11 protein-coding genes are annotated in these 14059 nt (G+C 62.9%); 7 read left to right on the top strand and 4 right to left on the bottom strand.

The annotated features are described in order from the left end of the window. Positions 1-334 precede the first annotated feature (334 nt). Positions 335-1369 (top strand): hypothetical protein, encoded by a 1035-nt coding sequence (locus VGD45_RS24335; protein ID WP_331157968.1) that lies wholly within the window; start codon positions 335-337, stop codon positions 1367-1369. Here VGD45_RS24335 and cls read toward each other — a convergent pair. After that, positions 1344-2756 (bottom strand): cardiolipin synthase, encoded by a 1413-nt coding sequence (gene cls, locus VGD45_RS24330; RefSeq protein WP_331157967.1) that lies wholly within the window; start codon positions 2754-2756, stop codon positions 1344-1346. The genes VGD45_RS24335 and cls overlap by 26 nt on opposite strands. Before the next feature lie 134 nt (positions 2757-2890). Here cls and VGD45_RS24325 point away from each other — a divergent pair, with 134 nt between their 5' ends. Next, on the top strand, positions 2891-5395 hold the full coding sequence (locus VGD45_RS24325; protein WP_331157966.1) for a PQQ-dependent sugar dehydrogenase: 2505 nt from the start codon (positions 2891-2893) through the stop codon (positions 5393-5395). Between the two features lie 23 nt (positions 5396-5418). Here the strand turns inward: VGD45_RS24325 and VGD45_RS24320 are convergent, their stop codons facing one another. The 3 genes from VGD45_RS24320 to VGD45_RS34200 form a co-directional block, all read right to left on the bottom strand. Then, positions 5419-6033 (bottom strand): hypothetical protein, encoded by a 615-nt coding sequence (locus VGD45_RS24320; protein ID WP_331157965.1) that lies wholly within the window; start codon positions 6031-6033, stop codon positions 5419-5421. Between the two features lie 99 nt (positions 6034-6132). Further along, complete coding sequence (locus tag VGD45_RS24315; protein ID WP_331157964.1) at positions 6133-8154, bottom strand: TonB-dependent receptor; 2022 nt, start codon at positions 8152-8154, stop codon at positions 6133-6135. 251 nt (positions 8155-8405) lie between these two features. Then, positions 8406-8561, bottom strand: coding sequence for a LysR family transcriptional regulator (locus VGD45_RS34200; RefSeq protein WP_349263346.1), 156 nt, complete (start codon positions 8559-8561; stop codon positions 8406-8408). A gap of 93 nt (positions 8562-8654) precedes the next feature. Between VGD45_RS34200 and VGD45_RS24310 the strand changes: the two genes are divergently transcribed. The 5 genes from VGD45_RS24310 to VGD45_RS24290 all read left to right on the top strand — a co-directional run bounded on the left by VGD45_RS24310 (position 8655) and on the right by VGD45_RS24290 (position 14033). Then, positions 8655-9080: a transcriptional regulator gene (locus VGD45_RS24310; RefSeq protein ID WP_331157963.1), complete on the top strand. Its 426-nt coding sequence runs from the start codon at positions 8655-8657 to the stop codon at positions 9078-9080. Between the two features lie 5 nt (positions 9081-9085). Next, positions 9086-11380, top strand: a complete 2295-nt coding sequence (locus VGD45_RS24305) for an ATP-binding protein (protein ID WP_331157962.1) — start codon at positions 9086-9088, stop codon at positions 11378-11380. Positions 11381-11505: 125 nt separating this feature from the next. Beyond that, positions 11506-12246, top strand: a complete 741-nt coding sequence (locus tag VGD45_RS24300) for an SDR family oxidoreductase (RefSeq protein ID WP_331157961.1) — start codon at positions 11506-11508, stop codon at positions 12244-12246. 34 nt (positions 12247-12280) lie between these two features. After that, positions 12281-13201 (top strand): SDR family oxidoreductase, encoded by a 921-nt coding sequence (locus VGD45_RS24295; protein WP_331157960.1) that lies wholly within the window; start codon positions 12281-12283, stop codon positions 13199-13201. Next, on the top strand, positions 13194-14033 hold the full coding sequence (locus tag VGD45_RS24290) for an oxidoreductase (RefSeq protein WP_331157959.1): 840 nt from the start codon (positions 13194-13196) through the stop codon (positions 14031-14033). Before VGD45_RS24295 ends, VGD45_RS24290 begins: the two co-directional genes overlap by 8 nt. Positions 14034-14059 lie beyond the last annotated feature (26 nt).

Raw genomic sequence — 14059 nt, 5'->3', positions numbered from 1 at the left:
GCCTGAGTCGGCCTCAGTGGCCTGCGTCGCCGGCAGCGACCTACCTCCTCCCGGCACCGTGCTCCCCCTCAGTCGCGCTATCGCGCGACGTCGTCGGGTCCCGTCCCTGGGCGCACTGTGCCGAAAAGGTCCCTCTTTCTCGACAATGCCGGAAGGAGGGAGGTCACCTCGAACGACGCCTCAACATTAGTGGACACTCCGGCTCCGGAGGCTCGCCGCAGGCGAAATAAATAAAAATATTAGTTCCCCCTCCCGGGCACGGAAGGGGCCAGGGGGTGGGTCTTCCGGCCGGTAGAACCCAGGAACTTCGTAGCCCCGCCGGCGTTGCGCGAGCATGCGGCCGATCTATCACGCCAAGCTGGTCAACGGGGTCTGGGGCGACCCCGGTGTGTGCATCGACCTGAAATTCCAACGTCGCGCCTTGCTGTTCGACATTGGCGACGTGCAGTCGCTCTCCACGCGTGTGCTGCTTCGAGTGAGCGACGTCTTCGTCAGCCACACGCACATGGACCACTTCGCAGGCTTCGATCATCTGCTGCGCGTTTGTCTGGGCCGCGATACTGGCGTGCGCATGTATGGCCCGGAGAATTTCATTTCCCAGGTCGAGCACAAGCTCGCGGCATATACCTGGAATCTGGTGCACAACTACAGCGTCGACTTCATCATCGAAGCGCATGAGTTGCGCGCCGACGGCACAATCGCCCGCGCCCGCTTTCGCAGCCGCGAAAAATTCCGTCGCGAACCGCTTGCTGACGGAACCGCTGAAGACGGCGTGTTACTCCAGGACGAACAATTTCTGGTGCGCACCGTAGCCCTGGACCATCACGACATCCATTCGCTCGCGTTCCGCTTCGAGGAAAGCACCCACGTCAACGTGTGGAAGAACCGTCTCGAAAGTCGTGGACTCCCCACCGGCCCATGGCTCACCGATCTCAAGAAGCAAGCACGATCCGACGCTCCCGACGACACGCCCATTCATGTCAGATGGCGCACGCGTGACGGCTCTCGCGAGGAAACATTCTCATTGGGCGAGTTGAAGCGCGACGTGCTGGAGTTCGTGCCCGGCCAGAAGGTCTGCTATGTCACCGACGTGGGCTGGACCGACAGCAATCGACAGCGCCTGATCGAGTTCGCGGCCGACGCCGACATGCTGTTCATCGAAGCCGTGTTTCTCGACGCCGACCAGGAACTGGCGGCTGGAAAGTCGCATCTCACGACCATCCAAGCCGGCACCGTCGCGCGCCTGGCCGGGGTCAGAGAAGCGCATCCGTTTCATTTCTCATCGCGCTATCACGACGACGAGGCCACGCAGCGTGCGGAGTTCCTGCGCGCATGGCAGGGCCTCACAGCCAATAGCCGAACAGCTTGACGCTGAACTCCTTGAACCGCTGCCACAGCGATCGCTTCTTCCAGCGCTCCAGGGTGACCGGCTGTGAGGCCCGTTGATCGCGGTCGAACACTTGCTCCATGCGCTGGCCGAAATCACGATCGATGACGATGGCGTTGACTTCATCGTTATGGACGAAGCTCCGCATATCCAGGTTGGCGGAGCCGACGATGGAGACCGTGCCATCCACCACCACGCTCTTCGCGTGCAACAACGCATCTTTCAGCTCGTAAATCTTCACGCCTGACTTCAGCAGCGGCGTGAACGTCGACTGTGTCGCCTTGAGCACGAGCTTCGAGTCCGTGAACGCCGGAACGATCAGCCTCACATCGACACCCCGTTTCGCCGCGTCCCGCATCGCATCCAGTAACTCTGAATTGGGCGCGAAATAAGCGTGGGTGATCCATAGCCGGTCGCTGGCATTGCTGAACGCCGCGAGGTACGTGCCGTAGAGCGAGCGATCATCGGACTCGCTGTCATTACCGACGATCGTCACGAGCGTGTCGCCAGCGGCGCGTGGCGACGGAAAGTATTTGTCGCCCTCGCCCGCCTGGACCGAGTCGCCCGCGTCCTTCCACGATTCCAGGAACAATGTCTGCAACTGTTTGACCGCGGGCCCCTGAACCCGCAGGTGCGTGTCCCGCCAGCCATCCTCGATGCCTCGCTTCGGCCCAGGCCGGCTGGTCGAAGCGCTGGAATACGTGCTGTCGATGTTGATGCCGCCCGTGAACCCGACCTGGCCGTCGATCACGATGATCTTGCGATGATCGCGGTTGTGAATATCCCAGATGCGCGGGTTCTTCACGGGATTCATCGGCCGGAACTCACGCACTTCGATGCCCTGCTGGCGCAATTGCTCAAAGAACTCCTTGGGTGTGTCCATGCTGCCGACGCTGTCGTAGAGCACACGCACTTCCACGCCTTCCTTCCGCTTTTGCGCCAGCAGGTCTGCGAACTTCCGCCCGACGTCGTCGGCGCCGAAGATGAACGTTTCGAGATGAATGTGGTGGCGCGCGGCCTTCAAGTCCGATTCGATGGCGGCGTAGGTCTGCGGACCGTCGATCAGAACGCCGACCCGATTGCCCGTCGTCAACGGCGCCGCTGAATGGCGACGCACGGCGCTGACGAGCTCGCGGACGCCAGCGTCGTTCTGGTATTCCTCCAGCGCTTTTTTCAGCAGCGGGTCGCTCTCGTCCTCGGACAGCGATCGCTGTCGAGTGACGATGGGTGGCGTCCCTTCGGGAGTTTCGACTTGCGGGTTCTGAGCGCACGCCGCGCTCAGCGCCAACGGAATCAGCAGCAATAGCGACCGGAAATCCGGTGCCCTCGACGCCGCGGCGCCCGCTCTCACGCACGTAGCTGACAACACGCTATGGAAACGATTCTTTGTCAGGAAAGTTCCTTGTCGCGTCGGCTTGTACGCATTGTTTGCTATCGGCTCGCCCGCCTAGTTTCCACTTCGGCAACAGGACGTGGCGCGACGCCGACGTCAGGGGAGACGAAATGGGGAATAGATTCCAGCGCGCGGCCGCGATCGTTGCACTCGTCGCGGCATTGTTTGCATCTGCGGTCGCTCCCGCGGCCACCCTGCCCGCCGGCTTTTCCGAGACTCGAATCGCAAGCGGCCTGGCGAGCCCAACCTCCCTCACGGTCGCGCCCGACGGGCGCATCTTCGTCACTGAACAGGCCGGACGCTTGCGGGTCATCCGCGATGGCGCACTGCTCACCCAACCTTTCGTCACATTGAGCACCAACACACTGGGTGAGCGTGGCTTGCTCGGGGTGGCGCTCGATCCCAACTTCGCGACCAACCGCTATGTTTACCTGTATTACACGAGCCCGACGGCGCCACCGCGCGTCAATCGAGTCGTGCGCTTTACCGCGAGCGCCAGCAATCCTGACGTAGCGGAAGCTGGGAGCGAGTTTCAGCTGATCGAGCTGTCGGCGTTGACCACGGCATTCATCCACAACGGCGGCGCCTTGGCCTTCGGCGTGGACGGAAAGCTGTATATCGCCACCGGCGACAATGCCGATTCCGCCAACGCGCCCAGCCTCAACAGCACGCATGGCAAACTGCTGCGAATCAATGCCGACGGTTCGATCCCGGAAGACAATCCCTTCCTCGGGCAGACCACCGGCGTGAATCAAGCGATCTGGGCCCGCGGCTTACGCAACCCTTACACGTTCGCCATCGATCCGACCAACGGCCGCATCCATGTGAACGATGTCGGGCAAGACGCCTGGGAAGAAGTGAATCACGCCGTGGCCGGCGCGAACTTCGGTTGGCCCGCAACTGAAGGCTACTCGCCAGGCGGCGTCGCCGGTGTGCGCTATCCCGCGTACGTATATGCGAACGCAGGCACCAACTGCGCCATCGTCGGTGCGGCGTTCTACCGGCCCACCGTCTCCAACTTTCCCGCCGAGTACGCGGGGCGCTATTTCTTCGGCGACTACTGCAGCGGGTTCATTCGCACGCTCAGCGGCCCGGCTTATAACACTGCGACGGGGTTCGCTACCGGCATTGCCTCATTGGTCGACATTGAAGTGGGCCGCGACGGTTCGCTCTACTACCTGGCGCGCGGCAATGGCGGTGAGCTTTATCGCGTGCGGTACACAGCCAACTCGGCGCCTTCCATCACCGAACAGCCAGTCAGCGTGACAGTGACCGCTGGACAGCCTGCGACGTTCGCCGTCTCCGCTTCTGGCGTGCAGCCGCTGCAATATCAATGGCGGCGCAATGGCGTGGCGATTGCCGGCGCGACTCAATCTTCATACACGATTCAGTCGACGGCGGCGGCAGACGACGGAGCCCAGATCTCCGTACTCGTCACGAATAACTTCGGATCGGCGACCAGCAACGCCGCGACACTGACGGTGCTCGCTGGCGGCGTTCCGAGCGCGACGATCGCTTCGCCCACGGCCGGCACGTTGTATCGCGGCGGCCAGACATTCACATTCTCAGGTTCGGCCACCGATCCCGAGGATGGCGCCCTGCCCGCCTCGGCATTCACGTGGCGCGTGGACTTCCACCATGACGATCACACTCATCCGCACATGCCCCCGACGACCGGCGTCACCAGCGGCACATTCACCATCGCCGATCGCGGTGAAACATCGGCCAATGTTTTCTATCGCGTCATCCTGACGGTGCAGGACTCCGATGGCTCGACCGACACGACGTTTGTGGACATCCTTCCGCGGACCTCCGTGATCACGCTGAACAGCAATATTCCCAATGCACAGCTGACGCTCGAAGGAGTGCCCGTGACGGCGCCGCATACCTTCACCGGGGTGGAAGGGATCATTCGCACGATCGGCGCCGTCAGCCCGCAGACCTCCGGAGGCCAGACGTATCAGTTCTCCTCATGGTCCGACGGCGGCGCGCAGACACATGAGATCGTCACGCCGGTCGACGACACGACATACACCGCGACGCTGTCACTTGGCGGCGGATCGTCCACGATCTTCGAAGACAACTTCGAAGCAGCAGGCGGCTGGATTCGCACGCCCGGTGCGAACACCGCGACGAGCGGCCTGTGGCAGCGGGGCGATCCGCAGCCCACGACCCAGAACGGCGTGACTTTGCAGCCGGACAGCTGCTATGGCGGCTCGGTGAACTGCATGGTGACGGCACTCGCCGCGGGCGTGAATGCAGGAGTGAATGACATCGATAACGGTCTCACTTCGATGCAGTCGCCGGCCATCGCCTTGCCGTCGGGACAAACGGCGACCCTGACCTTCAAGTACTACCTCGGCCACATCGATACGGCGACGAGCGCGGATTATTTTCGCGTACGCGCGGTGGGTTCCGATGGAGTACCGGTCACGTTGTTCCAGCGGGCAGCGTCATCGAGCAACGTGGGAGCGGTGTGGCGTTCGCAGTCGGTGAGTCTGTCGCGTTTCGCCGGGCAGACCATCACGCTGCGCTTCGAGGCAGCGGACAGCACCAGTAACGGCGGAACGGTGATCGAGGCGGGCTTCGACGACGTGCTGGTGCAGGTGAACTGAGACCCCCGGCCCGGAAGCTCGGGTTAAATCCCGAGCTTCTCGGCCTGCACGCTGATCATCTCCACTTCCGGCACCGAGCCCAGCCAGCTCATGGCGTGTTTGGCCAGCTCACGCGGCACGTGACCGACCAGGTGCACGAAGCGCGCGCCGTTGTCTGGAAAGACATCGAAGATGCCGTACTCGCCGTCTTCGGTGCGGATCGCGAACCACGCGGCGGTGTTCGGCTCCTCCATCACCATCCGCTTGGCGTCGAGCAGGAACTCCTCGACCTCCTGCTCATGGCCCGGCTTGACCTTGAACCGCATCAACAAGCCCTTGGTGTCCGGAAACGCGTGCGTGACTGGCATCTTGTCCGCCAGCACTTCCACTCGCTGCAGGCGCGGCGGAGAGTCGAACAAATCGTCGCCGTGCTTGCGCAAAGCCAGAGCGACGGGTCCGGCGAGATGCTCTTCGCGTGACTTGTCGTCGAGGAACGTGTCAAAAATTCCATACTCGCCGCGCCCGAAGCGCACGGCGAACCAGGCGGTGGTGCCGAGCTCTTCCTCAACGAGCGGCACCGCCGAACGCAGGAATTGCTCCACTTCGCGTTCCTTGCCGTGGATCGCGTCCATTCGGATGAGTAGTCCCGTGCTGGTCATGACGCACCTCCGCGGCTCGATCCCTTGGATGAGCGTCATTACGCTCCCGCGGTCAATGCGGTGCTATCAGGGCATACACTGCTATCGTTGATCCTTGTATCAGAAGGAAAACTCGACGCCTGCCCAATACGTCCGCGGCGCCAGGATATCCGCCACGTCCTCCTGCGGAGTGGCGCCGGAATACACCGCGAGCGTCTTGTCGGAATCGAACAGATTCTCGACCGACGCGTAGATTCGCGCACGAGAGAAACGATATCCCGCCTGCGCGTTGGCGACGAAGTAACGGTCGACTTTGCCGCGCGGCTGGTTGTCCAGATCCGAGTAATAAGACCCGGAGTAACGACCGCTGAAGCTTGCCTCCAAGCCCGAGTTCCCGCGCCAGGTGACGCCGCCCGTGGCGGTGAAGGAAGGAGCAAACGGCTGATCGTTCCCCTGGAAACCCGAATCCGGATACCTCGTGATCCGGGAACGCAGCAGACCTACGCTGCCATAAGCGGCGAAGCCGGAGCCGATGGACCAATCGGCGCCCAACTCCGCGCCGTAACTTTCGGCGCGATCCGCATTTCTCACTACGAAGGAATAATCGGTGGAGACCGTCGGCGTGAGGTCGTAGCTCAGCTGCATGTCCTTGTATTCGGAATAGAACACGTTGGCCGTCAGGCCCAGCCGACCATCCAATGCTTCCCTGCGCGCGAACAGCTCGACGGTCGTGACGTATTCGGGGTCGTATTGATAGTTGGTGAAGACGCCGCTGTTCTCATCGAACGAGAAGCCCGCGCCACCGCCGTTGTAACCACGCAGAGCGACCACACCCAGCGTCGTGTTCTCCTGAACGTGCCACGCCAGGCCCAGCTTCGGCAGGAATGCGCGATATGTTTCATCGAGGCTGATGACCACGGCGACCCGATCGCCGCCCTCTCGCTCGTGCTTTTCCTGTTCGAAGCGCACGCCGGCGATGAGGTCCAGCGCATCGGTCAGCGGCAGCGTGCCCTCGCCGAAGATGGCTGCGGTCGTGATGCGATCGTCGAACGCCTGCGGCGTCGGAAAGTCGATCGACTCGTCCTGCTGGGATCGATACAGGTACACACCGCCGACGCCGCCGAGCCGCCCTTCGCCCTGAAAACGCACACGCGGCTCGAACAAATATTCGTGACCGTCGATGTCGACGATGCCGCTTCCTGCTGGCGATTTGCGTTTCACGCCGAGGTCGGTGGCGGACAGCACGCCTTCGAGAGTGAGTTGCTCGTTGAGCGTGTAGCTGGTGTCGGCGATCAGGCTGGTGGTCTTGGGCTCGAACACAGGCTGCAACGGGAACTCCGAGTTCCGGTCCGCGAACGGCCGGTAGACGTTCTCGGTCTGCGGGCTGGTGTAATCCGAATGATTCAGTGTGAGCAACGTCCGGAGCCCTTCGATCGACTTGGGCTCGAAGAGCAGTTTGCCGCGCAGATTCAGCCCTCTGATCTCGCCCGGATCGTCCACGCCCGGATAGGGCTGAAAGCCTTCGACGAAGGTCTGTTTCGCGTAGTAATCGCCGGCCAGACGGAACGCCACCGAGTCGCCAGCGAGCGGCCCGCTCACCATCGCCGAATAACGTCGCTGCTCGAAATTGCCGCCGCCCACCCGCACGACTGCTTCGGGCTCGAACGTCGGATCCTTGGTCTTGGTGATGATGGTGCCGGCGATGGCGTTGCGCCCCTGCAAAGTGCTCTGCGCGCCGCGCAGGATTTCGACATGCGCGACGTCCCAAAGCGCCGGGTCCGCGAACGTCACTTCGTTATAACTCGCCGGTCGGCCATCGATCTGAACGTTCAGACGGGGACGACTGCCTGCATAGAACGCATCCGCGCCCTTGGCCGCTCCCGTCCCATCGACACCGCGCACGGTCGGCGCCTGATTGCCCGTGCCGACGACCGAAATGTTCGGTGTGTACTCGAGCAGATCCTTCGACGTCATCAGGCCCGCGCGGCGTTCGAGATCCCGCGCGCTCAGCACGCTGACGCTGGTCGGTGTGTCGAGCAGGGAGCGCGAGATTTTCCCGGCCGTGACGATCACGGTGCTCAACGTCTCCTCGTCCGCGCCGGACGAATCGTCTTGTTGAGCAGCGACAGTCCCAGTCGCCATCAAGGGCGCAACTGCCAGGAGGAATCGATAACTGCGCATCGCCAGGGCCTGCCATCCGTAGAGTCGGGCCGCAAAGACTAATGATAGCAATTATCATTTGCAACGATTACTGGCATCAGGGGTCGACCAGCCGTCCGTACAGTTCCCAAGCATTGCGCTCCACCCAGTTGTGCTCAGACGTTCGAACTGCCGATCCAGAATTTTTCGCTGGAACTGAATCACCCACTCATTGAACGCGGTTCATGCGTCAATCACGTTGCCCGCCGAAGTGACCGAAGTCCTCGGCCGGTGGGCCGCACGGCGCGTGCCGATCGTTCGAACAAGCGAGCGCCCATATGGCGTTCGAGATTTTGAAGATGCTTGGTGATCGCAGATCGCCGCCACGCTGGACGTCGATGCGCCGTCATGAGCGTGCGACAGGTATGTGCAAGGATTGCCTGCCACGATCACCCTGGAGCGGTATTATGCTTGCTTTCCGCGAACGAGCTCGAGGCTCGACCATGGGACCGCACTCCTCCACCGCACGTGAGTACACGTTCGGTCCATTTCACCTGCATGCCACGGAGCGTCGTTTGTTACGCGACGGTGCGCCCGTCGAAATCGGCAGCCGCGCGCTCGACATTTTGATCGCTCTGGTCGAGGGCGCTGGCGAAGTCATTGGCAAGAAGGGCCTGCTCGCACGCGTGTGGCCCGATGTGATCGTCGAGGAAAGCAGCTTGCGCGTGCACGTCGCCGCGCTCAGGAAAGCGCTCGGCGACGGAGTCGATGGCGCGCGCTACATCACCAACATTCCGGGCCGGGGTTATTCGTTCGTCGCTTCCGTTTTCACGCAAGGCGCGATCTCTACCTCCGAGCAGTTGCCCAGCTTCGCGCAACCCGTGCCCGAGCGCGAGCAAGCGCGCGTCGCCTCTTCGCTGCCCGATTGACGCGCATGGTCGGGCGCGACTCGGCCATTTCAGCATTGTCACAACAATTGCGGGCAGCCCGATTTGTGACAATCGTGGGACCCGGCGGCCTGGGCAAAACTACGGTCGCGGTCTCTGTCGCTCACCTGCTCGCCGCGGAATTCGACGCAGCGATGTTCATCGACCTGGCCGCAGTCAGCGACGCGGCCGGTGTGTCAAACGCGATCGCCGCAACGCTCGGCCTGACCGTTCGCAAGGAAGATCCGGTCCCGGAAATTCTCGCCTTCCTGCGCGAAACCAACCTGCTGCTGGTGCTGGACAATTGCGAGCATGTAATCCAGGCGATCGGCGGCCTCGCCGAACGAATTTTTGTCGAGGCGCCGCGCGTCCACCTTCTTGCGACCAGCCGCGAGCTGCTCAACGTCGAAGGCGAGCACGTCTATGCACTGGAGCCCCTCGGCACTCCAGACACGAAAGTCGAGCTGACGGCCGCGCGCGCTCTGGAATATCCCGCGATCCAACTGTTCCTGGAGCGCGCCGGAGCGACGGCCGGGCCGATCACGTTGAGCGATGAAGAAGCGCCCATCGTGGCGGAGATCTGCCGGCGCCTCGATGGCATTGCATTGGCGGTCGAGCTCGCCGCCGGCCGGGTCAGCGTGTTCGGCATTCGCGGCACCGCCGATTTGCTCGAACAGCAACTCGCCCTGGCCTGGCGCGGCCGTCGTACGGCGTTGCCAAGACATCAAACACTGAGCGCGACCCTCGACTGGAGTTACAGCCTGCTCTCCGAGGAGGAGAAACTCGTCTTGCGCCGGCTGGCCATTTTCATGGGCGAGTTCAGCCTCGCGGGCGCGCTAGCTATTGTCGGCGACGGCGACGAAGACTCGTCTGCGACCATCGAAATCATCGCGAGTCTGGTGGCGAAGTCACTGGTATCGATGCGCATCACCGAAGGCCAGCCCCGCTATCGATTGCTCGAGATGGTGCGAGCCTACGCGCTGCTGAGACTCACCGAGAGCGGCGAATCGCAACTCATCGCCGCACGACAAGCCAGTTACTTCACGCGCCGATGCCGTGAGGCTCAAAACCCGACCGCGCCGGGCGTATTGGACAGTCGCGATCTCGGCAACATTCGCTCCGCGCTCGAATGGAGTTTCTCCGAGCAAGGCGACGCCGCCATCGCGCGAGACCTGAGTGTCGCCGCCACGCCAGTGCTACTGCGCTGGTCGTTGTTGGCGGAGTGTCGGGTGTGGAGCTCGCGAGCCCTGGAGAAACTGCCGGAATCGGATCGCGACAGCATTCACGAATCGCAACTGCTCAAGACACTGTCCATCTCCACCATGTTCTCGCTCGGCAACGATGAGCGCGTGCGGCTGCAGATCGTTCGCGGCCTGGAGCTGGCCCGCAACCTCGGCGATCAGCGAGGTCAGTTCGAGTTCTTCACCGGCATGCATGCATTCACGGCGCGTACCGGAAACTTCCCGGCGGCGCGCGACGCCGCCGCTTCGGCCGCCGAAGTCGCCAACGACGCAGAGATCGCCAGCGCGCAGTGGATGCTCGGCATGGCGCTTCATCTGGCGGGCGATCAGATGCAGGCATTGGCGAGTTGCGAAGCCGCGATGTCACATCTGACCGCGTCACCCGCGAACAGGAAACGTTATTTCGGCTACGACCAGCGCACGCCCGGCCTCGCGGTTCGCGCGCGTTTGCTGTGGCTCACCGGCCAGACGGAGAAGGCGCTGCAGGTCGCGAAACAAGCCATCGATGAAGGCGCCGAGCTCAAGCATCCCGTGTCCTATTGCCTGACCCTGCTCTATGCCACGTCGGTCTACTTGTGGACCGAGCGCTGGGTCGAGGCCGAGCAGGCCATCGAGCGGCTGGTCGATACTTCGCGTCACTATTCGCTGGAGCCCTACTTCGCGGGCGGGAAGATGCTCAAGGGAGAGCTACTCCACGGCCTCGGTGACCACGAAGGCGCTGTGCCGCTCTTAAAAGACGCCGCGCAGCGACTCAATCGCGAGCGTCAGGTCGCTCAAGCGCCGTATTGCTCGGCCATTCTGGCGGACGCGTTGCGAGCCACCGGACAGTGGGCGCCGGCGCTCGACGCGCTGGACCAGGCCATTGCCCAGCGCGAAGCCGTCGGCAGATCCTACGACCTGCCGGAAATGCTCAGGATCAAGGCCCAGATTCTGCTCGATTCCGGCCAACGCGAGTCGGCGAGCGACTGCGTGCGGCGCGGCCTGGAACTGGCTCGGGTCGAAGGCACCCCAAGCTGGGAAATCAAGCTCTTGCAGGTCAAGACGGCGCTGGAATCCGGCTGAATTCCGGCGCCATTACAGCGATTCACACCGATTCACGGCTCAAAACTCGTCCCCACCGGCCCGCTGCTTCATTGTGTCTCCCAACGGATCTCCCATCACGGGCGATCGACAGCAAGGAGATACAAATGGCCACTTCACCCAGCCGCACGGCAATCGTCACGGGGAGCTCGCGTGGCATCGGCGCGGCCATCGCGGAACGCCTCGCCACCGACGGCTTCAACGTCATCATCAACTACTCGGGCAAGGCGGACGACGCTGACGCCCTGACCGCAAAGATCGTCGCGGCCGGCGGCCGCGCCATCGCCGTGCAGGGCGACGTGGCCGATCCGGCTGCGATCAAAAATTTGTTCGACCGCGCCGAAGCCGAGTTCGGCGGTATCGACGTGCTGGTCAACAACGCCGGCATCATGCCACTGGCCAAGTTCGCCGAGGCGGACGACGCCACGTTCGAGCGAACCGTCGCCGTCAACCTCAAAGGCGTGTTCAACGGCCTGCGTGAAGCGGCTCGTCGGCTGCGCAGCGGCGGACGCATCATCAACTTCTCCTCCAGCGTCGTCGGCCTCTACCAGCCGAGCTACGGCATCTACGCCGCCACCAAGGGCGCCGTCGAAGCGATGACTCACGTGCTCGCCAACGAGCTGCGCGGAAGAAACATCACCGTCAATGCAATCGCGCCCGGCCCGACCGCGACGGATCTCTTCCTGCGCGGCAAGCCGGAACAAGTGATCACGCATCTCACCAAGCTCGCTCCGCTGGAGCGCCTCGGTCAGCCCGCCGACATCGCCGCCGCAGTTGCCTTCCTCGCCGGCCCTGATGGCTCGTGGATCAACGGCCAGGTGCTGCGCGCCAACGGCGGAATCATCTGATCGCCCCAACTCACCTTCAACCGGAGTCAACGTCATGAACAAAGTCATTCTGGTTACTGGCGCATCGAGCGGCTTCGGGCGGCTCACCGCTAACGCACTGGCGCTCGCGGGCCACACGGTCTTCGCTTCTATGCGAGACACGAACGGTCGCAACGCGCCGCAGGTTGCCGACGTGCGCAAGTTCGCGAGCGACAACAAGGTCGATTTGCGACCGCTCGAGCTGGATGTGAGCTCACAACCGTCGGTCGACGCAGGCGTCTGGCAACTGCTGCATGAAGCCGGCCGGATCGATGTAGTGGTTCACAACGCCGGCCACATGGTGTTCGGTCCTGCCGAAGCGTTCACGCCCGAACAATTCGCCGAGCTCTACGACATCAACGTGCTGAGCACACAACGCGTGAATCGCGCCGTGCTGCCTCACATGCGCAAGCGGCGCGAAGGCTTGCTGGTCTGGGTCTCGAGCAGCAGCTCGGCTGGCGGCACTCCTCCCTATCTCTCGCCATACTTTGCAGCCAAGGCTGGAATGGATGCCCTCGCCGTTCAGTACGCACGTGAGCTGACTCGGTGGGGCATCGAAACTTCGATCATCGTGCCCGGCGCTTTCACCCGCGGCACCAACCATTTCGCTCATTCGGGCAAGCCGGCTGATCGGGCGCGCGCCGCCGAGTATGAACAAGGTCCCTATGCCAGCCTCGCCGAACAGATCCAGGAAGCGTTCGGGAAGATCGTGCCCGACGATGCGGACCCGGACGCGGTCGCCAAGGCCATCGTCGACGTGGTCGCTGCTCCCTTCGGCAAACGGCCCTTCCGTGTGCACATCGATCCGAGCCAGGACGGTGCGTCGGTGGCCTTCGCCGTGATCGATCGCGTGCGCGACGAGATGTTGCATCGGGTCGGCTTCTCGGACCTGCTGCGACCTCGCTCGAATGGCCACGCAGGAGTGCTGCATGAGTAATAAGGTCATTCTGGTCACCGGAGCCTCACGGGGCTTCGGTGAGTTGATCGTCGAGCAGTCACTCGCGCGAGGCTATTCGGCGGTGGCTACCGCGCGAAATCCCAGCGCGATCGTAGAGCGATATCGAGATCATCCTAAAGTGCTGCCGGTCGCTCTGGATGTGACCGACGAGGCACAGGCGCACGCCGCGGCGATGGCCGCGGTGGACCACTTCGGCCGCATCGACGTGCTCGTCAACAATGCGGGTTACGGTCTGGTCGGCGCGGTCGAAGAAGCGTCGGCGAGAGAGATCGAGGCGGTGTATCGGACCAACGTGTTCGGTCTGCTTACAGTGACGCGCGCCGTCTTGCCTTACATGCGGCGGCGTCGCTCGGGTCACATCATCAATTTCTCCTCGGTCGGTGGGTACGTTTCGCATGCCGGCTGGGGCATCTACTGTTCCAGCAAGTTCGCGGTGGAGGCGATCTCGGAAGCGTTGGCTCAAGAGCTGAAACCGTTGGGCATTCATGTCACCGCGGTGGCGCCCGGTCGTTTTCGCACGGATTTCCTGGATGCGAAATCTCTTTGTATGAGTCCCCGAAGCATCGAGGACTATCGATCCACCGTCGGCGCCATACGCGAGCTCGTCGCCCGCGCGAATCACACGCAATCGGGAGACCCGGCCAAGCTCGCCCAAGTGGTGCTCGGATTGCTCGACATGCCCAATCCCCCGACGCGACTTCCGCTCGGCAGCGATGCTGTCGCGGCGATCGAAGCCAAGGCGGCCGGGACCCTCCAGCTATTGAACTATTGGCGCTCTCTGTCCGATTCGACCGATTTCCCAACCGCCTAGCTCTCCCCGAGCTGCCTGCCATGCGC

Origin of the sequence: Steroidobacter sp. (assembly GCF_036402275.1) — a bacterium.
In the GTDB taxonomy this organism is placed as follows: Bacteria; Pseudomonadota; Gammaproteobacteria; order Steroidobacterales; family Steroidobacteraceae; genus Steroidobacter.
The sequence above is the reverse complement of the archived record's forward strand: the minus strand, read 5'-3'. Positions and strand labels throughout refer to the sequence as shown.